The 26,765-nt window shown below is 64.6% G+C and carries 18 protein-coding genes; 7 read left to right on the top strand and 11 right to left on the bottom strand.

The annotated features are described in order from the left end of the window. From NF876_RS16280 to NF876_RS16260, 5 genes are read right to left on the bottom strand one after another with little or no spacing between them, the layout of a single operon-like run. Entirely contained in the window at positions 1 to 3,159 is a 3,159-nt protein-coding gene (locus tag NF876_RS16280; protein ID WP_262269831.1) for a right-handed parallel beta-helix repeat-containing protein, read from the bottom strand. Then, entirely contained in the window at positions 3,137 to 4,555 is a 1,419-nt protein-coding gene (locus tag NF876_RS16275; RefSeq protein ID WP_262269830.1) for a mannose-1-phosphate guanylyltransferase/mannose-6-phosphate isomerase, read from the bottom strand. Before NF876_RS16275 ends, NF876_RS16280 begins: the two co-directional genes overlap by 23 nt. 60 nt (positions 4,556 to 4,615) lie before the next feature. Beyond that, on the bottom strand, positions 4,616 to 5,818 hold the full coding sequence (locus NF876_RS16270; protein ID WP_262269829.1) for a PilZ domain-containing protein: 1,203 nt from the start codon (positions 5,816 to 5,818) through the stop codon (positions 4,616 to 4,618). A 32-nt stretch (positions 5,819 to 5,850) separates the two neighbouring features. Continuing rightward, positions 5,851 to 7,395, bottom strand: coding sequence for a glycosyltransferase (locus tag NF876_RS16265; RefSeq protein WP_262269828.1), 1,545 nt, complete (start codon positions 7,393 to 7,395; stop codon positions 5,851 to 5,853). Beyond that, entirely contained in the window at positions 7,367 to 8,677 is a 1,311-nt protein-coding gene (locus tag NF876_RS16260; protein WP_262269827.1) for a nucleotide sugar dehydrogenase, read from the bottom strand. Before NF876_RS16260 ends, NF876_RS16265 begins: the two co-directional genes overlap by 29 nt. 664 nt (positions 8,678 to 9,341) lie before the next feature. On the opposite strand from NF876_RS16260, the gene NF876_RS16255 reads away from it, so the two are divergent. Both NF876_RS16255 and NF876_RS16250 read left to right on the top strand, forming a co-directional pair. After that, on the top strand, positions 9,342 to 9,824 hold the full coding sequence (locus NF876_RS16255) for a lytic transglycosylase domain-containing protein (protein ID WP_262269826.1): 483 nt from the start codon (positions 9,342 to 9,344) through the stop codon (positions 9,822 to 9,824). Positions 9,825 to 10,107: 283 nt separating this feature from the next. Further along, complete coding sequence (locus NF876_RS16250) at positions 10,108 to 10,725, top strand: 3'-5' exonuclease (RefSeq protein ID WP_262269825.1); 618 nt, start codon at positions 10,108 to 10,110, stop codon at positions 10,723 to 10,725. A 61-nt stretch (positions 10,726 to 10,786) separates the two neighbouring features. Here NF876_RS16250 and NF876_RS16245 read toward each other — a convergent pair whose 3' ends face one another. Next, a complete protein-coding gene (locus tag NF876_RS16245) occupies positions 10,787 to 11,398 on the bottom strand; it encodes a hypothetical protein (RefSeq protein WP_262269824.1) in 612 nt (203 codons plus the stop codon). A gap of 532 nt (positions 11,399 to 11,930) precedes the next feature. Between NF876_RS16245 and NF876_RS16240 the strand changes: the two genes are divergently transcribed. From NF876_RS16240 to NF876_RS16225, 4 genes are all read left to right on the top strand, one after another. Then, positions 11,931 to 13,445 (top strand): sensor domain-containing diguanylate cyclase, encoded by a 1,515-nt coding sequence (locus NF876_RS16240; RefSeq protein WP_262269823.1) that lies wholly within the window; start codon positions 11,931 to 11,933, stop codon positions 13,443 to 13,445. Positions 13,446 to 13,591: 146 nt separating this feature from the next. Continuing rightward, positions 13,592 to 14,347: an ImuA family protein gene (locus tag NF876_RS16235; protein ID WP_262269822.1), complete on the top strand. Its 756-nt coding sequence runs from the start codon at positions 13,592 to 13,594 to the stop codon at positions 14,345 to 14,347. Beyond that, positions 14,265 to 15,767: a Y-family DNA polymerase gene (locus tag NF876_RS16230; RefSeq protein WP_262269821.1), complete on the top strand. Its 1,503-nt coding sequence runs from the start codon at positions 14,265 to 14,267 to the stop codon at positions 15,765 to 15,767. Before NF876_RS16235 ends, NF876_RS16230 begins: the two co-directional genes overlap by 83 nt. Then, positions 15,764 to 19,030 (top strand): error-prone DNA polymerase, encoded by a 3,267-nt coding sequence (locus NF876_RS16225; RefSeq protein WP_262269820.1) that lies wholly within the window; start codon positions 15,764 to 15,766, stop codon positions 19,028 to 19,030. The genes NF876_RS16230 and NF876_RS16225 overlap by 4 nt, the downstream gene beginning before the upstream one ends. Before the next feature lie 526 nt (positions 19,031 to 19,556). On the opposite strand, the gene NF876_RS16220 is transcribed toward NF876_RS16225, so the two are convergent. The 5 genes from NF876_RS16220 to NF876_RS16200 form a co-directional block, all read right to left on the bottom strand. After that, complete coding sequence (locus NF876_RS16220; RefSeq protein ID WP_262269819.1) at positions 19,557 to 19,763, bottom strand: hypothetical protein; 207 nt, start codon at positions 19,761 to 19,763, stop codon at positions 19,557 to 19,559. Between the two features lie 88 nt (positions 19,764 to 19,851). Then, positions 19,852 to 20,097: a BrnA antitoxin family protein gene (locus NF876_RS16215; RefSeq protein ID WP_262269818.1), complete on the bottom strand. Its 246-nt coding sequence runs from the start codon at positions 20,095 to 20,097 to the stop codon at positions 19,852 to 19,854. A 581-nt stretch (positions 20,098 to 20,678) separates the two neighbouring features. Then, positions 20,679 to 21,656, bottom strand: a complete 978-nt coding sequence (locus NF876_RS16210) for a YsnF/AvaK domain-containing protein (RefSeq protein WP_262269817.1) — start codon at positions 21,654 to 21,656, stop codon at positions 20,679 to 20,681. Continuing rightward, the gene (locus NF876_RS16205; RefSeq protein WP_262269816.1) at positions 21,653 to 22,144 is read right to left on the bottom strand and encodes a YsnF/AvaK domain-containing protein; all 492 of its coding nucleotides are present in this window, start codon (positions 22,142 to 22,144) and stop codon (positions 21,653 to 21,655) included. Before NF876_RS16205 ends, NF876_RS16210 begins: the two co-directional genes overlap by 4 nt. A gap of 213 nt (positions 22,145 to 22,357) precedes the next feature. Further along, positions 22,358 to 23,020: a DUF6766 family protein gene (locus tag NF876_RS16200; protein ID WP_262269815.1), complete on the bottom strand. Its 663-nt coding sequence runs from the start codon at positions 23,018 to 23,020 to the stop codon at positions 22,358 to 22,360. A 367-nt stretch (positions 23,021 to 23,387) separates the two neighbouring features. On the opposite strand from NF876_RS16200, the gene NF876_RS16195 reads away from it, so the two are divergent. After that, on the top strand, positions 23,388 to 26,759 hold the full coding sequence (locus tag NF876_RS16195; RefSeq protein ID WP_262269814.1) for a PAS domain S-box protein: 3,372 nt from the start codon (positions 23,388 to 23,390) through the stop codon (positions 26,757 to 26,759). Positions 26,760 to 26,765 lie beyond the last annotated feature (6 nt).

Below are 26,765 nucleotides of genomic sequence, written 5' to 3'. Positions count from 1 at the left end.
CTAGGTCCCTTGAGACGAGCTGGAGAAGGCGCGCTGTTGAACGCTTCCATTGATGTCGGTGCAGTCCGATCCGGCCTGGGCGTTGAAGATCTGCCGATCGGCATCTCCTTCGAAGAAGCCCATATCCCTGAGCCGACAGGACAACACGGGCTTCGCAGGCCGGCATGTGCTTGCAATGAGCACATCGGACTGGAAGGCGAGGCGAAGGACGGGGCCCTCCAGACCGCGGACGTCGCCGCCGAGCAAGCGCCGGGACTGCTTGACGAAACGGTTCGAGAACATCGTCAGGCCCGATACGCCCTGCGTGTTGATGCCGACCCCGTTCGAAGAGAAGCTGTTGTTCCTGAGGGACAGGCCGGTCACGGGAGCGTAGTGGCCGGATCCCTCGCCCTGCGCGTCTCCCCTCTTCGAGGCGGGAAGGCTTGCGATAGAGGCGCTCACGCCCGAATTGGCATTCGCCTCGATCCTGTTTCCGTAGGCTCCCACGTCGAAGCTGTTGCGAACCTTCAGCCCGTCTCGCCTGTTCCCGGCAAGATGATTGTTCGTCAACACGTTGCAGGAGCTCTCGAAAACGGTCACGCCATCCTGCGTATTCTGGAACGAGCTGTTGGCGTTGAGGACATTGTTCGTGCTGTTGCGATCCAGCACGATCCCCGATCCGGCATTGTCGAACGAGAGATTGCCGACGATCAGGTTGTCCCCGGCGTCGCGGGACACGGCGATCCCGTGTCTGACCATGGTTCCGTAGACGGTGTTGAAGGCGATGATGCTTCCTTTCGACCCGTCGTGCGCGTCCAGCGCATAAACGACGCTGTCGCGGAATTCGTTTCCGACCGCCTGGATTCCCCCGGCCTCATAGGAGTGGAGGCCGATATAAAGATTTCGGAACACGCTATCGACGACGGTTCCCGTGGGGCGAGCCTGGTCCCGCAGGTCGGCCACCTGATCCGGGCCTGACGAGTACGTGAGCCCGAACGATTTCACGTTATCATAGCCGAGGGCTGCCAGGACGGACGATGCCACGTTCATGCGGCCGTCGCCCCAGGTCAGCAGGAACGGGCGGAACAGGCCTGACTTCTCGCTGTCGGACCACGATGGCTGCCCCGTTGTCTCGTCGTAGCCGACAACATCCGCATCGACGATGTCGACCAGGCCCGCATTGGCGATGAAGGCGCCGGCCGTGGCGCTCAATCGGTAGGCGGCAGCATCGAGGCGCGAGAGGATCAGCGTCGCGCCGGGAGCGACGAAGACCGGGGCCTTCACGACGATGGCGTCACCGTCCTGAACGATCAGGTCGCGGGCATCGGTCCCCTGCAGCTGACGGGCCACCATGCCCAAGGTGGCGGTTCCGCTTTGGACCACGATGATCCGTGGCGAAGGCAAGCCCTGATACCGGACGGCCTGCTCGAGGCGCGTGACCCCACCTTCGTCATCATCGAGGAACTTCGCGATATAGGGATTGTGACGGGCGAACGTGCTTCCGACGACCGCGCCGCCGGGCCAGGGCGTGTTCGACCGTACCCCGGCCGAGGTCGCAAATGTGTTCGGGATTTGAACGTGAGGGCTTGCCGCTGGCGGCGCGTCCACCCTGATCAGGGCAAGGCCCCGGCGGGTCTGGAGTTCCTGGGAATCCTCGTCGGAGGCAAGTCCGGGCGCTCCGGCGCCATCGCCATTGTCACCCGTTTCATCGCTCAACGGCTTCATGAGGTGATCGGCGCGGATCTCGGCCAGACGCCTGAACGTCTTGGCGCGGAACCGATCGTCTCCGAGGGAGCGGACCAGGTCGGCGGCCGCGGCGCCGGCATCGGGCAGCGTGGCGAGTTCGAGAGCGATAGCCGCCCGGTCGTCGTCATCGGCTATCCGGCGGAGGCTGGCGGCGAGCACCGCATCCGGAACCTGGGCCCTTCTTTTCTGCTCGATGAGGCTCCTGACCTCCGACAGGGCGAGAGACTCGTCCGCGCGCCGGTCGGTCTCGCCGGACCCGGCCCGATGCGTCACGTCGTCGGGTTCCGGCGTCCGTCCTGAGCCGGGATGTGCGGCTGAAGCGCCTGTGGAGAGTCGCTCAGCCATCCTGTCGTAGCCGGCCTTCTTCAGTGCAGCCGCGACGATGATCTGCAGTGCCGCCCGCGCAGGACCATCCTCCATGCTGTTGACCAGCTCGGCGGCCCGAAGCGGCGTTCCACGATCCACGTCGCTCTTCACGACCACCGCAAGGGCCGCCTCCTGCCTGGCGCTGTCGAAGAAGCCCTGCGCGGCCGCCAGGGAGACATCCCGGTCCCGACGCTCGACGGCGGCCTCGAACGACGCAGACAGAGCGTCGTCCCGCTCCCGGCCATCCTGCAATGCAAGGGCCAAGGACAGCCCTGCCGCCAGATCTCCCATGGCCGTGCGCTTCTTCGCCTCGACCTTCAATTTCGCGTCGGATGCCTTTTCCAGGGGAGTGCCCCTGAGCTGGTCTCGTGCCATCACTTGGCGGGCATAGGCCCGGCTGCGGGAGGCCGGCATCAGACCGATCGTGCGGTTTGCCAGGGCAATCCCGGGAGCCCCGACCCCGGAAGCGACCCGGGACACGGCATTCAGGATCCCGGCACGCTGGCCGGGCTCGGAGACGGATTCGAGCACATCCAGGGCCAAGGATGCGTATCTGACGGCCCGATCCTGGAGGCCCGCCTTGGCATAGGCATAGGCAATCTCGATGAAAGCTGCGGCGCGGTAAGCCGGCGACCGCTGCTCGCTTGCAAGCTGATGGAGGGCGACGCCGGCCTCCACCCGGTCGGGACCGGCCTGGAGCCCGACAAGGTCCGCGATGGAAGCCTGGAGCAGCATCGCGCTGACCATGTCGTGGTTGAGCCCTTCGTCCGCGAGGCGGGTGAGTTCCGCGCGCGCGCCTTCTCTGAACTCGCCCGGGCCGGAGGTGCCTTGACCGGCGAACTTCTCCAGGAGCTTGAGCCGGGCCCTCACAACCTGATAGAACGCCGCCTTCTGCTTTGCGCTGACACCGCCCTGTTCGGCAGCAACGAAGGCCTGCCGCGCCTCGTCTGCGAGACGCGTGACCTCGCCGCCGTCCTGTGCCATGGCGCCGGAAACCAGCGCCATGGACAGGAGGAGGGATGCCATCCTCAGGCGGCGACGACCGTCAGATCGTGACGATGCGGTCATACTGATCCTCCAGACGCACGATGTCGTCTTCCCCGAGATACGTTCCGCACTGCACCTCGATCAGGTGCAACTCCTCATCGCCGATGTTCTCGAGCCTGTGGACGTCACCCTTTGGAATGTAGACGGATTCGTTCGCCGTCATGACGAAGACCCTCTCGCCGACGGTGACCCTTGCGGTTCCCGAAACGACCGTCCAATGCTCGGAGCGGTGATGGTGGTACTGCAACGACAGGCGACCCGCCACATCCACGACGATATGCTTCACCTGGAAGGTCTCACCGACACGCAGAGATTCATACGATCCCCAAGGACGGCGCACCTTCCGGTGCAGGGCCGCCTCCGAACGCTTCGACGCCGCCAGCTCGGCCGCCAGACGCCCGACGTTCTGGGCCTGATCCAGTGAGCTGACGAGAACCGCGTCGGCGGTATCGATCACGACGACGTTCTCGACTCCCATGACAGCGACGAGTCGGGAATTCCCGTGAACGTAGCTGTCGCGCACGTCCTGAAGCAGCGTGTCGCCGCGTGACACGTTTCCGTTGCCGTCCTTTGCCCCGATATCCCAGAGCGCGGACCAGGAGCCGAGATCTCTCCACTCGGGCGAGACCGGAATGCAGACGAGGCGATCGCTGCGTTCCATGACGGCGTAGTCGATCGAGATGACCGGAGCCGTGTCGAACTCGGCCGCGAGCCGAATGGTATCGTTGCCGCGTTGCGCCTGCGCGAGAGCGCGCCGGGCGCAGGCCAGAACGTCCGGCGCATGGCGCTCGAGTTCATCGAGGATCGTCCGGGCCGTGAACATGAAGATTCCGCTGTTCCAGAGATGGCGCTCTCCGGCAACCAGCGTCTCGGCGACAGGCCGCACCGGCTTCTCGACGAAGCCTTTCACCTTGAAGCTGGCGTCATCGAAAGCCTCGCCGATCTCGATATAGCCGAAGCCGGTCTCCGGATGGGTCGGGCGAATGCCGAAGAGGACGATCTGCCCCTCCTGCGCGGCCTTGGCGGCCCGCGCGACGGCCTCCGAGAAGACCTCCGCCTGTTCCATGACGTGATCGCTCGGGGCGACGAGCATCAGCCGATCCGGATCCTCTTCGGCGATCAGGGCCGCCGCGGCCGCAATCGCCGGTCCTGTGCTGCGCACGCACGGCTCCACCAGCAACCTTGCGGCTCCCGCATGCAGCTGGCCGATTTCCCGCAAGGCGAGGTCTCGATGGTTGGTATTCACCACGATGACGGGCTCTGCATACTGCTCCGTGCGGAACCGCCGGACCGTCTGCTGGAAAAGGCTCGATTGACCCGCGAGGGCGTGGAACTGCTTCGGCTCGCTGGAGCGGGAAACCGGCCACAGTCGGGTTCCGGACCCACCGCACATGAGAACGGGAGTGATGCTGTTCATTTCAAATCTCCAAACTGTTCAAGGAAAGCCCTTCGAAGCGTGGCCCTGATCCGATCGTTCTTATTGTTTCAGTCCCGCGAGGCGTCTCCCGCTGTCGACGTCCGGCTCTTTGGCCTTTTTGGGTGCCGTCGCCACCTCGTTGCCGCGCCCGAAAACAGCCGCGATCCCCTCGCCTGCCCAGTTCAGGGCTGCCTGAAGCTTGCCGGCCGCGGCACCGACAGAGGATCCCGAGAACGTGTTGAAGACGACGGATACAGGCTGCCCGATGGTGGACATGTCGAGATCGCGGCCCGGTGCGAGCTTGACGAGGAACGGACCGGACGATGCGGCCTCGCCGACGAGGGCCGGCAGGCGCTCGATGCGATTCTCCCGCACACGGGTGCCATCCGCATACTCGATGACGGCACTGGCGCCGCGGTAGAACCGCAGAAGCTGATCGTGAGGGATGCTTGCCGTGACGTAAGGGGTGCTCGTCTTCTCGCGAAGAGCCAGGATCGGCGTACCTTCGCGCACGAAATTGGCGGCTCGGCTGTAACGGGCCTGGACGACGCAGTTGCAGGGGCTGTCGATGACGATGCTGTTGCCCTGCGGGCCCTGGATCGTCAGCAGTGGCTCCCCTGCCTTCATTTCGCTGCCGGTCGCAACGAACGTGACCTGGCCGTTCGAAGGAGCCGGAACCGTCACGAGGTCGGTGGTGATCAGGGCCGACTGGGCGGGGATGATGTACATCCGCTCGAAGAGACCCATGCCGATGAATCCGAGAAGAAGCAGGGTGACGGCGCCGATCCCGACATAGCCCGCCACGGTGCGGCCATGATGGGAAAGATGAGCCCTCAGCCCCTGCGGGGCGGCGCGCTGGGGAACCTCGCGGGTCTTGCCCTCGTTCCGGCGCGAAGACACATCCAGGATGTCACCGGCATCCACCACCTCGCCGGACAGGTAGGCGTCGAGGATGAAGCGCAGGAGGTTGTGCTGGCGCGGCGAGACATCGACGAAGCGCAGGCCGATCCTGCTGTGCTCGTCGGTGATGTAGCGGACCTCCGCATTGATGGGAAGCGAGAGCTCGTAGCCGCTGAACGGGAACACCAGGGTGAGGTCGAGAACACGGCCCGGCTTCGCGTCGATCGTGCCTGTTCTCAGGCCGATGCCCCCGACCGAGACATCGACCACGGAAACCTGAGATCCGCTATAGATGCACCGGATCGGAATCCGGTATCGGGGATGCTGCCTTTGAACCTCGGCCTCGTGCGTGATCTTCGTCATGATCCTCAAGCTCCAAATCGATATCGTTTGTTTTAAGGGAGAAACAGCATCGGCTTCGGTGTCGGAAGCACGTCCATGCTCCAGGCGAGCACCGTCACGAATGCGGCCAGCGCGAGACTATGCATGTATGCGGACATGAAGCTGCTCGCGATGAGGGGCCGCTTCGTCGCCTTGGCCGAGGCGGTTTTCTGACGCGTCCATTTCTGTCGGTCGAGACGGAACGTGACATGGACTTTGACCAGCGACCCGAAGATCTGGTTGAAGTAGAGGAGGAACGGATAGAAGACGGAGACCCTCGGCCTGGACGCCAGGAGGGAGAGGGTCAGGACATAGCGCGAGGTCAGGATCCAGAGGGCATAGAGCAGGAGCGCGTAGCCGCTGACGAAGATCCCTGCCAGAAGAGCGATCGCGAAGCCCACGAGGGAGGTCCACATCGACATCCGCTGGTCGAGAATTGCCCACCAGGTGAACAATCCGATCCTGCGTGGGCCGAGCGCGAGAGCCCGCGAATTCGTGCGCAGCATGTTCCCGAACCATCGCACCATGAGCATGGCCGCGGCAGAGATGAAGCTGTCCGAGGGAGGATCCTCGACGGTCAGCACGACGATGTCGGGGACGTAGAGCATCTTGTAGCCGTTCCGAAGCAGCCAGAACCAGCTCGACTTGTCGTCGCCCGTCAGGAACTTGAACCGGCCCAGGCGCCAATGGTCGACGTAGTCGAGCTCGACCTGGCGAATGAACTCCGGGTTGCAGATGATGCTCGCCCGGAACATCGCCATGCGGCCGGTCAATGTCAGGACGCGCTGCGACAGTCCGACGGACGACATGAGGGTGTGACGCTGGGCGAAGCGGAGCGAATACCATTCCTGGAAGATCCGGCGCCCGCGGACTTCGCTCAGCTCGTCGGTCGTCAAGGCCCCGACCTGTGGATCGAGCTGGAAGAAACCGGCACATTTCCGCACGAGGTCGGGCGGCACGATGCTGTCTCCGTCGATGACCGCGACGACGTCGTCGTCGGCCGGAGTGCGGCGTGCGATCGCTCGAAAGCCATAGGCGAGAGCATCCCGCTTGCCCGTTCCGGCAATTCGAACCATGACCAGATCGACGTTGCTCGCTTCTCCGCAAACGGCCCGGAACAGGCTCTTGACGAGCCTCTGATCGCCGGCCTCGACAACGGAGGCGACCACCGTCGCTCGTCCGGGAGCTGCCAGCGCCGCCGCGAAAACGGCGCGGTAGACCCGTGCGGTGACGGCACTGTCGATGCGAAAGGTCGTCACCAGCAGAAAAGCGTTCGGCGGTGCCTGCTCCACGGCTGCGTCGGCCGCCTTCCGCATGCGTGGGAATGCCCGCTTGCGGAAGACAAGAGCGCGGATGAAATGCAGAAAGCCCCATCCGTAGCGCCACAGGGCCAGAAACCCTATGGTTCCGACGGCTCCGGCGCCCACGGCGCCGTAAGCCTGAGGCGGGATGGCAGCAGCAAACGCTGCTACGGCCACCACATAGAGCACGTGGGCCCCTACCGACTCCGAAAGCCGGTTGCTGCTGGCGTTACCAGCAGATTCCTTGATAAAGGTCACCGGAACACCTTGTCTGATCGATGCGCACGAGATCGATGAGCGGCCTGTCGTCGTTCAGGGTCGCCATCAGCCGCTTGGCTTCGTCACGATTGCCGAGAACGAAAGCCTCCGCATGATCAATGACTTCGTTGATGTCGTCGGTCAGGAGCGAAGTCAGGTGGGGCAGGTGCGCCTTGACGAACTGGAGGTTGGCTCCGGTCAGCTTCGCGACCTGAATGTTCGGGTCGTAGATGCGGATGTCGTAGCCGCGCCCGTAGAGGCGCTCCGCGAGTTCGACCAGGGGGCTTTCACGCAGATCGTCGGTCTCGGGCTTGAAGCTCAGGCCGATGATGCCGATCCGACGCTTTCCGGTGGCGGCGACCATCGAGTATGCCCGGCGCAGCTGCTCTTCGTTCGCCTCCGTCGTGGCGTCGAGAATAGGCGTCGGGACGTCGAGTTTGCGTGCCGCGGAGCGCAGAGCCCGAAGGTCCTTCGGAAGGCAGGAGCCTCCGAACGCGAAGCCAGGCTTCAGGTATGCCTTGGAGATGTTCAACCGCGTATCGGCGCACAGAACCTCCATCACGGCATGCCCGTCGATTCCGGCCTCCTTGCAGATGTTGCCGATCTCGTTCGCAAAGCTGATCTTCAGCGCATGCCATGCATTGTTCGTGTATTTGACGGCTTCGGCCGTGCGAATGGACACGATCTTCGGGTCGACCTTGAAGATCTTGTGCAGATCGAGCAGCCGGTCGATCGTCGGCTGATCGTGACGGCCGAAGATGATGGCCCCCGGATCGTAGTAATCGGCGATCGCCGTGCTTTCGCGCAGGAACTCAGGATAGTAGGCGACGCCGAAGCCGACGCCCGCCTGGCGTCCCGATGCACGCTCGAGGGCGGGCAGAACGATGCTCTCCATGGTTCCGGGCAGGATGGTCGACCGCATGACCACGGAATGGAAAGAGTTCTTCTCGCGGATGGCAGCGCCGATCTGCTCGGCGGCGGCGCTCACATAGGCCGTGTCGAGCGATCCGTTGGAACGGGAGGGCGTTCCAACACACACGAAAGACAGGTCCGTTCCATGGACGGCCTCGCGGACATCGCTCGTCGCCATGAGGCGCTTGCTGCTGATGCCATCTTTGATCATCTCGCCCAGTCCCGGCTCGACGATCGGGCTGATGCCTTCGTTGAGAGGTCCGACCTTCTGGGGGTTTGGATCGACGGCAATGACGTTGTGGCCATCGTTGGCCAGACAGGCCGCGGAGACGGCACCGACATAGCCAATCCCAAAAACGCTGATTTGCATTGGGCTGTTCCTGCTGAATCACAGTGGAAGGGGCGCAGACTTTGGAAAGCGCCGGATACAGCCCAATAAATACTACCGCTCGGTTTTATTTCGCCCCACTATTTCGGCTTGAGAGATACCCCGTCGGAACTAAGAAAAGCATTACCACTTTCAACATGAGGCTTTAACTCATAAGCGCTCCCGATAACCCCTTGCTCTGCGAGCCTGATAGTCTGGGGTATTCTGTCGTCGCATCCGGAACAACACTCAACCCGGCATTTGTTATATTCGGCAAGATATCGTCACGCATTTGCAAATAGGGTTCCACCTGCATAGAATACTCCACCTCAAATTTTAGGAAGAGAGTCGTCGGCTGATCTCGGCGCGTGCTTTCCTGGCACTGACCCGGGCCGGATAAGTCAGGTGTATTGACCTTCCAGAACCTCGCGGGAAGCGTGAGCGTTTGGATTCCGCGCAGCTTGGCAGGGGATTACTCCTCTACCCCTTTTGAACGAGCGCCGGCGATGTCTCCAATGAGCAGGATGGTCGAAGCAGCGGCCAAAGAGTTTACATCGGAAGCGTCGTCGGGACGGGTCACACGCGTCGGCGGGACATCCCTACAGTCAAGCTGACGTCCAATTGCCACGATTGACGTCGAGAAATCTCCTCAAACAAGGGGACCTTCATGATTTCTCGTCTTGTTCTCGCATGTGCGGCGCTTGCCTGCACGTTGCCTGCCGCAGCATCCGAAAGAGACCAGATCGACGCGCTCGTCGCACAGCACGCCAAGGCCCACGGAATCCCCGAAACATTGGTGCATCGAATCATCCGGCGCGAAAGCGGCTACAATCCACGCGCGTCCAATGCCGGCAATCTGGGCCTCATGCAGATCCGGTATGCCACCGCGCGAGGAATGGGCTACAAAGGAACGGTCTCTGGGCTGCTCGACGCCAACACCAATCTTACATACGCCGTTCCGTATCTGGCGAATGCCTATCGCGTCGCAGGCGGCAATCAGGATCGCGCCGTCGCGCTTTATGCCGGCGGCTATTACTACGAGGCCAAGCGCAAGGGATTGCTGCAGACGCTTCGAACAGGCGCCAGCGAACCCATGACGACAGGTTCGATTACGGCCTCGGCAGGCTTCGCATCTGCCAATCCCCGTTAGGAGTTCTGCGTCACGGCACTCGAGCCGAACCGTTGCATGCCTCCAGCGTGTAGGTTCTGTTCGGAGCGACGGCGTTCCAGCACGTCGCAGGGGTTCGGCAGGCCGCGACGGATCCCCGGCGCACTCTTCCGTCCCGTGCATCCGAACCCTGGGGCACCCGTGCAGTGGAGCCGCGTGGCCGCTTGGGCGTTCTGGATGAGGTGGATGTATGATCCATCGGTGCTCGTCGACGACCTTGTTCGTGATGGGCGAGCCCCCGACGCCATCCGCGAGTTGATCCACGATGCCGGATTTATCGAAGACCGTGTTCCTCGATTTCGAGGCCTCCTCCCTCGGCAAGCAGGGCTATCCCATCGAGGTGGCCTGGGTCTTCGCGAATGGGGAAGAGGAGAGCCATCTCATCAGGCCTGCTGAAGCGTGGACCGACTGGGATGTCCAGGCAGGAAGAGTTCATGGCATTTCAAGAGAGCAACTGAATGCGGAAGGAGAACCGCTCGACGAGGTTGCACGACGGATGGTGTCGGTTTTGACGGGCCGTGCACTCTATGCGACGGCGCCATCATGGGATGGGAAGTGGCTGAGCAAGCTCCTGCGCGCAGCCGGACTGCCGCGCCACGCCTTGCGTCTTGAAGATACCGAGATCGCTCATCGACGGATGATGCGTGAGGTGCTGCAGGCTGCTCAAATCCCGACGGATCTTCATCGGAGCCTCATGCAGGATATTCTTGCTCAGGCGCAGCGCCTCGACGATGAACTCGGTCCTGCCGCCCACCGCGCCCTTGCGGACGCGCGGCGCGAGCAGCGTCTCTGGCTCGACATACGTCGCCGTGCGGAAGAGGCTGCCGTGCGATCGCGACAGGGCGGCGACGACACAACCGAAACAGCCGATCAGGCCCGGTAGTCAAACATGAGCGGTGCTGCGTCGTCTTGGCGTCTTTCGACTTGCGCCCGGAACTGAACCATCAATACCCGTCCGGCAATCCGGATGCGATATCCTGATCGGGCCGCGTCAGAATGTCGATGCGACGGCCGTCCGGAAGTTGAATGGTTCGCAGCCTCATGACCTGCAGACCCGCATCAAGCCCCTCCCGAACAGACCCGTAGCGTGTGACCCGCGCCCGACGCTCGATGGCGCTGCGGGGTTCAGCCTGCGATATTTGCGTCCCGGTCGCACGTCGGCGCGCGACCTGCGCATCCCGCCGCTGGCTACGGGCTGATGCATTGGCCTGCTGTGAGCGAGAGCGTGTCTTGCGCTCGGCCGTGGTCCTTGGCTTGGCCTGCGTGTCGGCGACTGCACTCCGCGACGAAGTCTCGGCGGCCGGCTGAGCTTCAGTGCCGGCCTTCGCTTCGGCGGGGGATGGGCCAGGAGGGGTTGCACCAGAAGGCGCTGCAGCCTGGGCCGGCGGCGATGCCGGAAGGGACGACGGCGCCGGGCTCGGCGCATGCGCCTTGGTCTCGGTCTCGGATGGCGGATCGACCCATGGGCGTGCTGCTTGAGCCAGCGCCGCCGACGGCCCCCCCAGAAGCCCCACAAGCGAGGCCGCCACCAGCCAACGTCCTGTCAATCCTGCCATGACACGCCTCCAGACCATTCCATGGGGAACGCTTGTGCTACCGTGGCCGGTTCCATGGCGCTGGCGCCCAGGGCCGGCTCGGGAACGCGATCACTGAAGCCCGGCCTCCTTCGACGAACCCACAGGAACGGGACCTGCATGACCATTCAGATATGATGTGGAGGCGGGCTCTCGCAGTTCAACGGCGCTTGCGACGCGATCAGGCGATCGTGAAGATGATTGGCGCCGGCCCCGATCCGGATCCTTGCGCAATCCCGGCAATCACAAGGCTCACGACGTGATGTCAGGAGGGAGGCCTTCATCCGTGACAAAGTTACGATGTTGCCTGTTTTTGGCAGGGCGGTCCGTCTCGAAGCGGTGACGGCCGGAACCGCCCGGCCTTCAAGCCGATCTCTTCTATGTTACTCTATGTCGTATTTTGCGAGACTTTCGAAGATATTGTCCTCCCCGACCGTCGCGACCATCTGCCGATTGTAACAATCTCTTAGGATCATCTATTGAATATATTCTAATATGGTTTGTGCACTGCCGAATGAAACGTCTGTTCTCAGAAGTCTATCTACACCTGATTGCAGGCGTCATCGCCCTGGGGATTCTCGGGATCTCGGCCCATACGCTGTGGGTGGATCGCCAGAACACGTGGGATGAGGCCGAGAGGGCCTCCCGGAACATCCTGACCACGATCGCCCATGATCTCGACGGCAATCTCGCCCTGCTCGATCTGTCTCTCAAAGGGGCCATGGAAGGGTTGGGATATCTCGGCTCCCAGCAGCTTCCTGCCGACCTTCAATACCGGATGCTCTTCGACCGCGCCGCCTCGGCGTCCTTCATGGGAACGCTGCTTCTCGTGGATCGGGACGGCAATCTCATCGCCGATGCCGGTCCGGTCATTGCCCCACGGTCGCTCAACGTCGCGGATCGCGAGTACTTCATCGTCCACAAAGAGAACAGTCACATCGGCCTCTTCGTGAGCCGACCTGTCGAGAGCAGAATGCGCCCAGGCGATCTCAGCATCGGGATCAGCCGCAGGTTATCGGATCCGACGGGCCATTTCGCCGGCGTCGTCATGGGATCGATCCCGTTGGCGACCATCAATCAGATGTTCGACAACTTGAGCCTTGGCCGGCAGGGAGCCATCAACCTTTTTCGGAATGACGGCGTCCTGCTGACGCGCTATCCCTATGATGCCGGTCAGATCAATCAGGATCTGGGCAACTCCCCGCATGTCCAGCGTCTTCTGCAGGCAAAGTCCGGCACGTTCGACTCGATCTCGCCGATCGACGGCATCCGGCGCATCATCTCCTTCGAGCGGCTCACGAAATATCCGCTGGTTCTCACCGTGGCCCTCTCGGTCGACGAGATCTTCTCGGCCTGGCAGCGAAAAGCCCTCATTCTCAGCCTGGCGACGCTTGCTCTCTGCTGTGCGGTCGTCGGACTGACGATCCTGTTCCAGCGCGAGTTGAAGCGCCGTACGAGGGCGGAAACCAAGCTCAGGAGGATTGCGAGGACGGATGACCTGACGGGCCTGCCGAACCGTCGCGCCTTCCGTGAGACGTTCGAACGGGAATGGCGTCAGGCCGTCCGCGCAGGCTCGCCTCTGTCGCTGCTCTTCGTCGATGCCGATTATTTCAAGAGCTTCAACGATCGCTATGGCCATGGGAGGGGCGACGAGGTGCTCAGTGCAGTCGCCGGGACGCTCGAGGCCAGCATCCGCCGTCCTCGCGATATCGCGGCCCGTTATGGCGGCGAGGAGTTTGCCATCATCCTGCCCGAAACGGATCCCGCGGGCGCCGGGCTGATCGCCGAGACCATTCTTCAAAGCATCGTCGCCTTGAGCATCGCACACGAGGGCAGTCCCTATCAGGTGGTCACGGCCAGCATCGGGATTGCTTCGGCACGGCCCTCCCGCGGAAGCGAGCGAGCCGCCCTCCTCGAGGCCGCAGATCAGGCGCTCTACGAAGCCAAGGCGGCCGGCCGCAACTGCCTTCGGATCGCTGACAATGCCACGCAATCGCGGCAAGAAGCCCGACCCCATGCCGTCGCCTGATCCGCGCCGTCCTTCAGGAAATCGTCAAGCCTGAGCGCAACATTCTTCTCCTCGCAATCCACAATTGCTGACGCGTGTGTTTGACACCTTCCGCAACGAGAACATACTAGGAACATCCTCAACGCGAAGCGGATTTGGCGCGGGACATGCATTATGCCGGGCAACAGGACAGGCTTGCCGATCTACGACATCGGATCGCCCGGCTCGAAGGCAGTTCCCAGAAGGTCAAACCCCTGCCCTTAGGTCTTGGCGAGATCGACGGACACCTGCCCGGGGGCGGGCTTGCCAGGGGGGCTCTGCACGAGATGATCGAGGCCGGTCTCGCCTCGGAATTCGCCGGCTGCACGACCCTCTTCACCGCCGGGATCGCCGCCCGCCTCAAGGGTCCCGTGCTCTGGTGCCTGTCCCGTCAGGACCTGTTCGCTCCTGGCCTCCTGCGCGCCGGCCTGCATCCGGACCGCGTGATCTATGCCGAGGCTGAGCGCGATCGGGACATCCTGCCTCTCATCGAGGAAGGCCTCCGGGAAAAGGGACTGGCGGCTGTCGTGGGCGAGGTCTCGCGCCTGGGACTGGCGGCCTCGCGGCGCCTGCAGCTGGCGGCGGAAGCCACGGGCGTCACCGCCCTGGTGATCCGACGCTGGTGGACCCTGGCCGAGAAGGATCTGGTCCATCTGCCGACGGCCGCCGTCACCCGCTGGCGCATCACCCCCGTCTCGTCCGAGGCGATGCCTGCCCCCGGCCTTGGCCGGGAGCGCTGGCAGATCGAACTCCTGCGCTGCCGTGGCGCCGAACCGCGTACCTGGATTTTGGAGGCCTGCGATGCGAAGGGTCGTCTCGCTCTACCTGCCGACCTGGCCGACCGATCGGATCAGGCGGCGGACCGGCGAGCCGCCGCGCGATGAGCCGCTCGTGACCGTTCATACGGTTGGATCACGCCGCGCCGTGCGTGCCGCCTGCGCGGCCGCGCAGGCGGCGGGTCTGCATGTCGGCATGGTGCTTGCCCAGGCTCAGGCCCTGGTGCCGAACCTGCACGTGGTCGAGGCGACGCCGGACGAGGATGAGGCTTCGCTGCGCGAGCTGGCACGCTGGGCCATCGGCTACTCCCCTGTGGTGGCGCCCGATCCTCCGGATGGGCTCTGGATCGATATTGCCGGCGTGGCGCATCTCTTCGGCGGCGAGGAGGAGTTGCTCGCCGATCTGACCAGCCGCCTGGGACGGCAGGGGATTGCCTCGAAGGCAGCCGTCGCCGATGCCCCGGGGGCGGCCTGGGCCGTGGCCCGCTACGGAAGCGGCGGGGTCGTGCCGACGGGCCGGACCGCGGACGCCGTTGCGACCTTGTCGATCCGTGCCCTGCGGATGGCGGCCGACAAACTCGGCGCCCTGCACCGGCTCGGCATCGAACGGATCGGTCAGCTGGCCGCCATGCCGAGAGCGCCTCTCGTCCGACGCTTCGGCCGCGATGTGGCGCTGCGTCTCGACCAGGCCATGGGCCACGCCTTCGAGCCGATCACGCCGCTCATCCCGAGGGAAGCGCCGACGGCAGCCATCGCCTTCGCGGAGCCGATCGGTCGGCTCGAGGATCTCAAGAGCGTGGTGCTGCGCCTGGCCAAGGATCTGTGCCGGCAACTGGAGCGCCGCGGCGAAGGGGTGCGCCGCCTCGATCTTCTCTGCCAGCGCGTCGATCAGAAGAGCGCCTGCCTGCGGGTCGGCACCGCCAGAGCCAATCGGGATGCGGTTCATCTCGCCAGGCTCTTCGACGAGCGCCTGCAAGCGATCGATCCCGGTTTCGGCATCGAGGAGATCGTTCTCGTCGCCAGCAAGGTCGAGCCTCTGACGGAGACGCAGGTTCAGGTCCATGGCCTCAGCGATGAGGTTGCCATGGAGGCCGATATAGGCCCCCTCGTCGATCGTCTCGGCGCCCGCATCGGCATGAGAAAGGTTTACCGCCTCGCCCCCGTCCAGAGACTCGTTCCCGAGCGCATGGCCCGCAGGATCCCGGCGCTCGCGCCGCCGACCGGCTCCATCTGGCCGGAGAACCTGCCGCGCCCCACGCGCCTGCTCGACCCGCCGGAGCCCGTCGTGGCGACCGCCCTGCTCCCGGATCACCCGCCGCGCTTCTTCATCTGGCGCAAGGTGAAGCACACGGTCGCCAAGGCCGACGGGCCCGAGCGCATCGCACCGGAATGGTGGAACGGCGACAAGGGTTCGGCCGCCCGGGATTACTATCGCGTCGAGACCATGCAGGGAGGCCGCTTCTGGATCTTCCGCGATGCGCCGACCGCCGAGGGCGGGCGCTGGTGGATGCACGGCTTCTTCTCATGACGGATGCCCTCTGCCCCCTCTATGCCGAGCTCCAGGTCACGACCCACTTCTCCTTTCTGCGCGGCGCCTCGAGTCCGCAGGAGCTGTTCGAGCAGGCAAAGCTCCTCGGCATCCGGGCGCTCGGCATCACCGACCGCAATTCCCTGGCCGGCATCGTTCGGGCTTACGAAGCGTCGCGGGACACGGGCGTTCGCCTCGTCGTCGGGAGCCGCCTCGACCTCACGGACGGCACATCGCTGCTCGTCTATCCGACCGACCGGGCTGCCTATTCCCGCCTCTGCCGGCTGCTCAGCATCGGCAAGAGCCGCGGCGGCAAGGGCAAGTGCTATCTCGTCTGGGACGACGTCGTCACCTGGAACCAGGGACTCGTCGCGATCCTGCTGGGCGATGAGGCGACGGAGGAGCTCGCTCGGAACCTCGTCCGGCTCAAAGAGACCTTCGGCAACCGCGCCTATATGGCGCTGATCCGGCGCTTTGCGCCCAACGAGCACCTGCGGCTTCACGCGATCGAGCAAGCCGCGCAGGCCGCCAGGGTGCCGACCATCGCCATGGGGGACGTGCTTTATCATCATCCCGATCGCCGCCGCCTTCAGGATGTGGTCTCCTGCATCAGGGAAGGCACCACCATCGACGAGGCCGGCTTCCGGCTCGAGCGCCATGCCGACCGCTACCTCAAGGACCCAGTCGAGATGGAGCGCCTGTTCGAACGCCACGGGCAAGCCTTTCATCGTGTTCGGGAGATCCTCGAGCGCTGCACCTTCTCTCTCGACGAGCTGCGTTATCAGTATCCGTCCGAGACGGAGGACGGCGAGACCGCGCAGGAAAAGCTGGAGCGGCTGACCTGGGACGGTGCGAGGCATCGCTATCCCGACGGCATTCCTGATACGGTCGCAACGACCTGCCGCCACGAACTGCACCTCATCGAGGAGCTCGGATACGCTCCTTATTTCCTCACGGTCCACGCCATCGTGTCGTTCGCCCGGTCGCGGGGCATCCTGTGCCAGGGGCGCGGCTCGGCGGCGAACTCCGCCGTGTGCTTCGTGCTCGGGATCACGTCGATCAATCCCACCGAGCACGACCTGCTGTTCGAGCGCTTCGTCTCTCAGGAGCGGCGGGAGCCGCCTGACATCGACGTCGATTTCGAGCATGAGCGGCGCGAGGAGGTGATCCAGTGGATCTATGACACCTATGGCCGGCACCGCGCGGCGCTGACCGCCGTCGTCTCCTGCTACCGTGCCCGGGGCGCCGTGCGCGAGGTCGGCAAGGCTCTCGGCGTTCCCGAGGACGTGACGGCAGGATTGGCCGGCCTCGTCTGGGGCTGGGGCAACGATGGCGTGTCGGACAAGGAGGCCAGGGAGCTCAACCTCAACCTCGATGATCCGCGCCTGCGGATGACGCTGGAACTCGCCGCTGAGCTCATCGGCGCTCCGCGTCACCTCTCGCAGCATCCGGGCGGCTTCGTGCTCACCCATGACCGCCTCGACGACCTCGTGCCCATCGAACCGGCCGCCATGGAGAACCGGCAGGTCATCGAGTGGGACAAGAACGATATCGACACTCTGACGTTCATGAAGGTCGACGTGCTGGGTCTCGGCATGCTGGGCTGCATGCGCCGCGCCTTCGATCTCCTGCGCGAGCACAAGGGCGAGGATTACGACATCGCCACGATTCCGGCCGAGGATCCGGCCACATACGCCATGATCCGGCGCGCCGACACGATCGGCACCTTCCAGATCGAGAGCCGCGCCCAGATGGCGATGCTGCCGCGCATGAAGCCGAAGACTTTCTATGACATCGTCATTCAGGTGGCGATCGTCCGTCCTGGTCCGATCCAGGGCGACATGGTTCATCCTTATCTGCGCCGGCGCGAGAGGCGCGAGGAGGTCGAGTACCCGCGCCCGGAGCTCAGGCGCGTGCTGGAGAAGACGCTCGGCGTGCCGCTGTTCCAGGAGCAGGCCATGCGGGTGGCGATCGAATGCGCGGGATTCACGCCCTCCGAGGCCGATCAGCTCCGGCGCGCCATGGCGACCTTCAAGTTCACCGCAGGCGTCTCCAGGTTCCGCGACAAGCTGATCCAGGGCATGACCGCCCGCGGCTACGACGCGGCCTTCGCCGAACGGACCTTCAAGCAGCTCGAAGGCTTCGGCTCCTATGGCTTTCCGGAGAGTCACGCGGCGAGCTTCGCCAAGATCGCCTACGCCTCGTCCTGGATCAAGTGTCACCATCCCGACGTGTTCTGCTGTGCCATCCTGAACGCGCAGCCGATGGGCTTCTATGCCCCGGCCCAGCTGGTCCGGGACGCGCAGGCCCACGGCATCGAGGTCCGGCCCGTCGACATCAACCATTCGCGCTGGGACTGTACCCTGGAAGCAACGGCCGACCCACGGCGCTTCGCCGTCCGGCTCGGGTTCCGCATGGTCCATGGTCTTGCCAATGCGGACGCAGCCCTGATCCCGATCGTCCGCACCGGGCAGCCGTTCACGTCCATCGAAGATCTGTCGCGGCGCACCGGTCTTCCGGTCGCATCCCTCACCCGTCTGGCGGAGGCTGATGCCTACGGTTCCCTCGGAATCAGGCGCCGCGACGCCCTTTGGACCATCGAGGGGTTGTCGGACGCGGTGCTGCCGCTGTTTGCGGCTGCCGACGAGCGGGAGCGCACGATCCGACCCGAGGTGATCGAACCCGAGGTCGAACTCGCCCCGATGACCGAAGGTCGCGAAGTGGTCGACGATTACCGCTCGAAAGGGCTGACGCTGCGCCGGCATCCTGTCTCCTTCCTGAGGCCGGAGCTGACCGAACGCCGGATCCGTTCATGCGGGGATCTTCACCATGCCCGGGACGGGCAGCGGATGACGGTGGCAGGTCTGGTGCTGGTGCGCCAGAAGCCGGGCTCCGCCAAGGGCGTGACCTTCATGACCATCGAGGATGAAACCGACGTCGCCAATCTGGTGATCTGGTCCAGGGTATTCGAGACGCACCGGCGGCTGATCCTGTCGTCGGGCATGATCGGCTGCCGCGGGCGGCTTCAACGAGAGGGCGGCGTCACCCATCTGATCGCCGAGCATCTCATCGATCTGTCCGATCTCCTGCGCTCTGTGGGTGATCGGGACGAGCCCTTCCGGATGAGGCATGGGGCCGGCGACGAGGCGAAGTCCGGCTCGCGCGAGATGTTGCGGATGAGTGCCCAGGAGCCCCCCGAACGATCGACGACCGACATTGCGCAGGCGCCCGTGATCAGAGTTGCAACGCGGGACTTTCGCTGAATGGGCCTCAGCATCGCCCGAGGGCCGTCCCGGGCCGCTCGCGCATCGTGCGGGATGGGAGCATCGGACAATCGGGATGGCCGGCCATGACGACGAGGGTGGTGCGAGCCGGGTCTTTCATCCTCCACGTCATCACCGGCCTCGTGCCGGTGATCCCGCTTCTGAGAGGCGCCGCGCTTCAAGCAATCGGGATGGCCGGGACAAGCCCGGCCATGACGTGGGAGGGTGGCGGGAAGGGCGGAGGTTGCCATGACGTGGGAAAGGTCACGCCACGGCGATGGTCACTCTCTCCACGTCATCACCGGCCTCGTGCCGGTGATCCCGCTTCTGAGAGGCGCCGCGCTTCAAGCAATCGGGTTCACCGGGACAACCCCGGCCATGACGTTGGGAAGGTGTCATTACCGGGCGTGTCCCGGTGAACCCGATCGAAAGACCGCAGAGCGCATCGTGCGGACGATGCGCCGCTTCAAAGTGTGAGCAACGGAATCGATCCCAAAAGCGGTGTCCCCTCTTCACGTCCGAGGCTCTAGCGCGGGCCTGCCTTCATGGATCTGCGCTCGGCTTCGTCGAGTCTTTCAATCAGAGCGATCAGATGGCGCGGATGCGCCTCTGCAAGGGTTTCCGCATAGAGGTTCTTGAGCAAGAGCCCGACCATCGCCGCAGTGTGGCTCGGCGGCAGCTCGAGGGTATTGGGGAGCCGAAGCCCCCGGATCTGCTCATCGTCAACCAACATCGCCAGGCTCCGCGTGCCTCGCCTTCCCCTTGCCCATCGTTGAGCCAACCCTCTCGGAGGGATCCGGTTTCAACGCAAGAGTTGATTCTCAGTCGTCGGACTTGCCGGCAACCTTCCGGAGCGCCGCATTGATGCGATCCTGCCAACCGGGGCCGTCCTCCTGGAAGAATGCAAGCACGTCCTGGTCGATGCGAAGGGTGACCGTCTCCTTGACGCCGGGAATGGCAGCAGCCTTCGGCGGCCCCTCGACCGGCTTCGTGGTGGCCTTCTTGAAGGCGGCTTCGGCCGCCTTCAAAGGATCGCTGGAGCGCCGGCCCCCTGTGGATCTCGTCATTGCTTCCCTCCTGAACCTGCCCTGCCCCGCACGCGTTCCGCCATCGTCATGCTTGGGCCCGTCGGAATGCGGGCGCCCCCTGTCACCAGAGGTACGAAACGCTGTAGGCAAGGATGCCCGCCACGACGAGGATGGCCGCGGTCTTCCAATGTTTCTGTATATGCTGGTGCAGGGTCATCCTGTGTCCCACCTCGCCCTTCGCGGAACGCGCGCCCGGAATGCGCAGGCGCGAACGTCGCCTGCGCGGCTGTCGGCAACCGGGCGCATGGCCCGTCAGCCTGCGTCGATCCTATGCCGGATCGAGGGAAATGAACAGTTGGAGGCAAACAGGGGACGATGGTCCACGGTCGACCTGCGGGAATCGGCCGGATCTGCCGTGCGAGCCCCACGTTCAGGCCGGATCAGAGCCCTGTGGCCTTTCATGCTTCGGCGATGTGCCTCCAGCGCAAACCACGCCAAAACTCCGACGAGGCAGATTCAACGATGGCAGGGGAACCTGATTCCCGCTGATCGACCCTGAAGAATGTCTCGCCTGATGGGCGGGCCCTTTCCGCCAGGATCTTTGGCCCGCCTCTCATGGGTTAGGAGGTGCGATCGTCCGTGCCCGTCCGGTTGCCGCCGGCGCCGCGCTCGTCCTCGACGTCGACCTCGGTGCGGCGCACCGTGTCGGAGATCGTCTCCGTGCGCTGCTCGGCTTCCTTTCGGACGACAACCTCCTCGACCACGCGGGCTTCCTTCGAGACCACCGCCTCTTCGCGACGCTCTTCGACCTCGATGGTGCGCTCCTGGAACGGGTCGCCGCCGATCGTACCGGCCTGCGCCGCGCCCGAGACCGGGCGCCGCTCCACCTCCACGTGCTCCTCGCGCAGGTTCACCTGCTCGCTGACCGGACGCTCGACCACGTAAGAGCGGATTCGAACACGCCCGTGGCTCACGTCACGCCGGCCGACATGCAGCTGCTCCTCGGCAATCGGGATCACCTCGTCGCCGCGCGCAGTGCGCTGCGAGTCCGTGTTCATCGAGGCTGCGCCCCCGGAGCCTTCGAAGCCTTCGAAGCCTTCGGAGCGTGCGGAAGTCCCGGACGCGGTCGAGGTGCCTGTGGTCAGGTTGGCCGTGCTCCCGGACAGCACGTCCGAGGTTCCGACATCCGATGCTCCCGCCCATCCTTCGGAACGCCAGGAATCAGCGCGCTCATCGATGTCGATCGTGCCTTCATCATCGAGGATGTCGATCACGCGCTCGTAATCGGCATCGGCGGCGTTGACCGAAACGAGGTAGCCGCCGCGGCGCAGGCCCTCGGCGTAGGTATGGCGATCCTCGTCGGGCAGGAACAGGTCGCGCAACGAATCCCACAGGCCTACGCTGGCCTCCGGGAACGACGGCGTGTCCGTGCCGCGGGACGTATCGGCGTCCTCGTCGCCCGGGGTCAGGCGGATGCTGTCCTGTGCAATCCCGGCGGCATGAAGACGGCTGATCGCCTGTTCGGCATCGCCACGGCTGTCGAAGAAGGCCGTCACGAGCTTTTGGGTTGCAGATCCGGTTGCGGCTCCAGAGTTCATCGGGATGTCTCCTCCTGAGGGGTGGGTGCATCGGGAGCAAGCCGCTCCACGACGGCGCGCTGCTTGCGCAAGCTGACTGGCACCTCGACCGTTTCGGTTTCGGCACTGCGCCGGATGTGCAGTTCCTCCTTGAGCACCAGCCGCTTCTCGACCACGAGCACCTCCTCCAGCACCGGCACGATCGTCACATCGCCTTCGGTTCTGATCTCGGGAGCGCTCTCGACCATCCTGTCGATGGGGACGCGCGTGACCTCCACGACTTCCCGGCGCATGTCCGCATGCGCCAGTTCCTCGACGGTGTCCGTGATCGTTTTGACCTGCACACGCCCGGTCACGACCTGACGTTTGCCGACCGAAACGGTCTCCTCGACGATCGGGATGGCTTCTTCGGATACGGCCTGGGTGCCGGCCTCGAGGGACGCCTCGAGCCTGGCGTGGTGCTGCTCGTCGTCCGGGCGCCGAAAGATGGGTGTGGTTGGATCGCTCATGGCCGTTCTCAAGTGAACGGAAGCCAACGGGCGCTTGCCATGAGAGTTCCCTGAACGTGAGAGTTCCCTGAACGTGAGAGCTCCCTGAACCTGGGCGTTCCCTGAGACTGCGGGCGCGATCGACCCTATGCTTCCAGACACGACAGGGCCGATCCGTTCAGACCGGAACGGAGTTGCGGCCGCCCGGATCGAGGGGACGGACAGGCCTTCTTGTCAATGACCGGTCATCGCATGCGGAGCGGCCACCGGCTTCGACTCGGGCGAGCCGCGCTCGCGCAGATAGATCCCGAGCAGCAGCAATACGCCGATCGACAGGAACTCGCTCTGCCAGTTCTGGAAGCTCTCGTACCAGAACTGCGGATCTCCCAAGGTCTCCAGCACCGTCTGCGTCGGCTGGTGGTGCTGAAGCGCCTCCTCGTTGATCCGGCGCGTGCTCCCCGCGAGATGCAGCCAGAAGGACGCAAGAAAGAGCGTGACCAGCGCGATGCTGAGCGAGTGCGAGTAGAGCTTCAGCACCAAGCCGCCCCGGTGGACAGGCCACGGTGCGTCCGGATCGGCGCGATGCGCCGACGGCGACTCGTCCTCGGCATTGGCCTCGTCCGGCTTCTTGGACTCCGAGGCGCCCTTCTGAAAAAGGAAGATGGTGAGCAGCACGTAAGCCGCCATCTGGAGGAACTCGCTCTCCCAGTTCTCGAAGACGGCCGAGATGAAGTGGCCGCTGGCCAGATAGGAGCCGAAACCGATGGCCGGCAGGTTGTGGAGGCGCAGTTCCTCCCCATGGGCCCGCCATCCGGTGAGGGCCTGACCGATCAGGGACAGGACGAACAGGGCCAACAATGTGACCGTCAGCCCATTGTCACGCAGGAACCTCCGCATACGCCAACCTCACGGAAACACGAACTGCTACGGTTGGATAACTCGGAACGGGAATGTTGGTTTCGTTCCCGTCGCGGAGGCGGCAAGGCGCCCCGGTGACGCGCGTGGCCATCGTCGGGACGCAAGAGGAGCGTTGAGATCGGCGGCGCATCGTGCCGGACTTAGAGCTGCTTCCCCTCACGTGGAATCATCTCTCTTCTTTGCCGAGTCGCATTTTTTGACGGTGAACCGGATCCACTTCACCGAAAAATGCTCTAGATTTCAGCCCGAGGCCGATCCAGCCTCCGTTCCGACCGTCGCTAGAGCCCTGGCGAAGCCTGATTCTGGCCCGTCCACGAGCCGGACCTAACTTCCGCACAGGATACCGATGCACGATACGACGTCACTCCGCCCTGCCCCCGTTGATCGCGAATTCCTGTCCTCCGGAGGGGAGATGGGAGCCCGGATGCGGGCGCACGACTGGACGACCTCTCCCCTGGGGCCGCCCGAAGCCTGGCCGCAATCCCTGCGCACCCTGGTGCGCCTGATGCTCAATGCCAAGCAGGCGATGTTCATCGCCTGGGGCCCCGAACTCGCCTTCCTGTACAACGACGACTATGCCCCGATCTTCGGCGCCAAGCATCCTGAGGCTCTGGGGCGCCCGTTTGCGGAGGTCTGGTCGGATATCTGGGGGCAGATCAAGCCGCTCGTCGACCAGACTCTCGCGGGACAGGCGAGCTGGCATGAGGATCTCCTCATCCCCATGGAGCGGCACGGCTATCGGGAGGAGGCTTGGTTCAGCTTCTCCTATTCTCCCGTTCATGACGAGAGCGGGGCCGTGGCCGGCATGTTCTGTGCGGCCATCGAGACGACCGGGAAGATCCTCAATCAGCGCGCCCTGCGCGAGAGCGAGGAGCGCGCGACGGGCGTGCTCAATGGAATGGACGAAGCCTTCATCCTGCTCGACCGCGAGTTCCGCATTCTTCAGATCAACACGGCGGGACTGCGGCTGGACACCCGGCCGGAGACCGAGATCATCGGGCGCCGCCATTGGGAGGTCTGGCCGGGTACGGAGGAAACGCCGCTCGGCCAGTTCTACAAGCAGGCGATGGCCGGCCGGGCGCCGATGCGGATGGAGAACCGCTATGTCTGGCCCGACGGCCGGGAAGCCTGGACCGAGATCCGGGTCTATCCGGGCCCAGACGGCCTGGCTGTGTTCTACCGGGATATCACCGAGCGGAAGATCGCCGAAGATCGGCTCCACGAGGCGGAGGACCATTACCGCCACACGGTCGAGCTTAATCCGCAGGTCACCTGGACGGCCGCTCCGAACGGGCAGCTCGACCGTGTGGCCCAGCGTTGGCAGGACTGGACCGGCACGTCCGGGCTCGGGGAGACCTGGACCCAGGCCATGCACCCGGAGGATCTGGAGCCGTCCCTGAAGGCATGGACCCACTCCACATCCACCGGGGAGACCTACGACATCGAGCACCGCGCCCGCATGCGCTCGGGCGAATACCGCTGGATGCATTCCCGCGCCTTCCCGCGACGGGGCCCGTCCGGAGACATCGTCAAGTGGTACGGGACCACGGAGGATATTCATGAGCGCAGGGCCGCCCGGGAGGCCCTCCAGGAAGAGACGCGCTCCCTGGAGATCCTGAACACCGCCCTCGCGGCGGTCGCGTCGGAGCTTGATCTCGACCGGCTGGTCCAGCGGGTGACCGATGCGGGCGTCGAGCTCACGGGAGCGCAATTCGGCGCCTTCTTCTACAACGTCGAGAACGCGGCAGGCGAGAGCTACATGCTCTATACGATCTCCGGCGTTCCGCGCGAGGCGTTCGCCAAGTTCCCCATGCCGCGCAACACCAAGGTGTTCGCTCCGACGTTCGGCGGGGACCGCATCGTCCGCTCGGACGACATCACCCGCGATCCGGCCTACGGTCACACCGAGCCGCATCGCGGCATGCCGCCGGGCCATCTGCCCGTCCGCAGCTATCTGGCTGTCCCCGTGGCGTCCCGTTCGGGCGAGGTGATCGGCGGGCTGTTCTTCGGACACGCACAGACCGGTGTCTTCGATCAGCGCTCCGAGCGCCTGATGGCAGGGCTTGCCGCAGGAGCCGCGGTGGCGATCGACAACGCTCGCCTGTTCCAGAACGCTCAACGCGAGATCGAGGAGCGGCGGCGTGCCGAGGAGGCCTTGCGGCGCCTGAACGAGACCCTGGAGGCCCAGGTCGAGGAACGGACCCGCGAACGCGACCAGATCTGGCAGCTCAGCACCGACCTGATGGATGTATGCCGTTCGGACGGAACCCTGCTCGCCGTCAATCCGGCCTGGACCACGATGCTCGGCTGGACCGAGGAGGAGCTCCTGGCGAGCAACTTCCTCGGCCTCATCCATCCCGACGACATCGAGAGCACCCTCGCGGAACTTGCCCATCTGGAACAGGGGATTCAGACGTTCCGGTTCGAAAACCGCTTCAGGACCAAGGGCGGCAGCTATCGCCTGGTCTCCTGGACCGCCGTGCCCAAGGAGGGACTGTTCTACGCGATCGGTCGCGACATCACGGCGGAGCGGGAAGCCGCGGAGGCATTGCGCCAAACCGAAGAGGCGCTGCGGCAGTCGCAGAAGATGGAAGCGGTGGGCCAGCTCACGGGCGGCATCGCTCACGACTTCAACAATCTTCTGACCGGAATCGTCGGCTCCCTCGACATGCTGCGCACGCGGGTCTCCCAGGGCAGGCTCGACACGGTCGATCGGTACATCACGGCCGCGACCACGTCGGCCAACCGGGCGGCGGCGCTCACCCACCGCCTGCTGGCCTTCGCACGCCGCCAGCCGCTCGATCCCAGGCCGGTGCAGGCGAATGCGCTGGTTGCCTCCCTCGAGGATCTGTTCCGGCGCACGGTTGGCGAAACGGTGACCCTCGAGGTGGTGCTCGCCGGCGGGTTGTGGCCGACGCTCTGCGACCCGAACCAGCTCGAGAGCGCACTTCTCAACCTTGTCATCAACGCCCGCGACGCCATGCCGGACGGGGGCCGGCTCACGGTCGAGACCTGCAACGCGCACCTCGACGACACCTACATCGCCGCGCAGCGGGACGTGAAGCCGGGCCAGTATGTCTGCATCTGCGTGACTGACACGGGCACCGGCATGCCGCCCGACGTGATCGAGCGTGCGTTCGAACCGTTCTTCACGACGAAGCCGTTGGGTCAGGGCACCGGACTCGGATTATCGATGGTGTATGGGTTCGCGCGCCAGTCGGAGGGCCATGCCCGGATCTACAGCGAGATTGGCCAGGGCACCACGATCAAGATCTACCTGCCGCGCTACAGAGGAGAGACGCAAGCCGAGATCGAAGCCTCGACCCTCGCCGAGGCGCCGCGGGCGCAATCCGGCGAGACCGTTCTGGTGGTGGAGGACGAGCCGGTGGTGCGTGGCCTCATCCTGGAGGTGCTGGAGGATCTCGGCTACCGCACCCTCGAGGCGGTGGACGGACCGGAGGGGCTCAAGATCCTTCAATCCAAGCGGCACATCGACCTTCTCGTCACGGATGTCGGCCTTCCCGGGCTGAACGGGCGCCAACTGGCGGATGCCGCCCGGGAAACGCGCCCGAACCTCAAGACGCTTTTCATCACGGGCTATGCCGAGAACGCCACTCTGGCCGCGGGCTTCCTCGAGCCGGGGATGCAGATGATCACCAAGCCGTTCGCGGTGGATGCCCTCGCGCAGAAGATCCGGTCGATGATCGAGGATGAGTGACGCCCG

The organism is Microvirga yunnanensis, assembly GCF_025460875.1.
Note: the sequence above shows the minus strand (reverse complement) of the source record. Positions and strands in the feature narration are given on the sequence as shown.

What these genes read in the sequence shown, in the direction of transcription:
- NF876_RS16195 (WP_262269814.1), top strand. Translation starts at nt 23,388, where the DNA reads ATGCACGATACGACGTCACTCCGCCCTGCCCCCGTTGATCGCGAATTC.
- NF876_RS16260 (WP_262269827.1), bottom strand. Translation starts at nt 8,677, where the DNA reads ATGCAAATCAGCGTTTTTGGGATTGGCTATGTCGGTGCCGTCTCCGCG.
- NF876_RS16250 (WP_262269825.1), top strand. Translation starts at nt 10,108, where the DNA reads ATGCCGGATTTATCGAAGACCGTGTTCCTCGATTTCGAGGCCTCCTCC.
- NF876_RS16240 (WP_262269823.1), top strand. Translation starts at nt 11,931, where the DNA reads ATGAAACGTCTGTTCTCAGAAGTCTATCTACACCTGATTGCAGGCGTC.
- NF876_RS16225 (WP_262269820.1), top strand. Translation starts at nt 15,764, where the DNA reads ATGACGGATGCCCTCTGCCCCCTCTATGCCGAGCTCCAGGTCACGACC.
- NF876_RS16255 (WP_262269826.1), top strand. Translation starts at nt 9,342, where the DNA reads ATGATTTCTCGTCTTGTTCTCGCATGTGCGGCGCTTGCCTGCACGTTG.
- NF876_RS16270 (WP_262269829.1), bottom strand. Translation starts at nt 5,818, where the DNA reads ATGACGAAGATCACGCACGAGGCCGAGGTTCAAAGGCAGCATCCCCGA.
- NF876_RS16205 (WP_262269816.1), bottom strand. Translation starts at nt 22,144, where the DNA reads ATGAGCGATCCAACCACACCCATCTTTCGGCGCCCGGACGACGAGCAG.
- NF876_RS16275 (WP_262269830.1), bottom strand. Translation starts at nt 4,555, where the DNA reads ATGAACAGCATCACTCCCGTTCTCATGTGCGGTGGGTCCGGAACCCGA.
- NF876_RS16220 (WP_262269819.1), bottom strand. Translation starts at nt 19,763, where the DNA reads ATGTTGGTTGACGATGAGCAGATCCGGGGGCTTCGGCTCCCCAATACC.
- NF876_RS16235 (WP_262269822.1), top strand. Translation starts at nt 13,592, where the DNA reads ATGCATTATGCCGGGCAACAGGACAGGCTTGCCGATCTACGACATCGG.
- NF876_RS16280 (WP_262269831.1), bottom strand. Translation starts at nt 3,159, where the DNA reads ATGACCGCATCGTCACGATCTGACGGTCGTCGCCGCCTGAGGATGGCA.
- NF876_RS16215 (WP_262269818.1), bottom strand. Translation starts at nt 20,097, where the DNA reads ATGACGAGATCCACAGGGGGCCGGCGCTCCAGCGATCCTTTGAAGGCG.
- NF876_RS16230 (WP_262269821.1), top strand. Translation starts at nt 14,265, where the DNA reads ATGCGAAGGGTCGTCTCGCTCTACCTGCCGACCTGGCCGACCGATCGG.
- NF876_RS16200 (WP_262269815.1), bottom strand. Translation starts at nt 23,020, where the DNA reads ATGCGGAGGTTCCTGCGTGACAATGGGCTGACGGTCACATTGTTGGCC.
- NF876_RS16245 (WP_262269824.1), bottom strand. Translation starts at nt 11,398, where the DNA reads ATGGCAGGATTGACAGGACGTTGGCTGGTGGCGGCCTCGCTTGTGGGG.
- NF876_RS16210 (WP_262269817.1), bottom strand. Translation starts at nt 21,656, where the DNA reads ATGAACTCTGGAGCCGCAACCGGATCTGCAACCCAAAAGCTCGTGACG.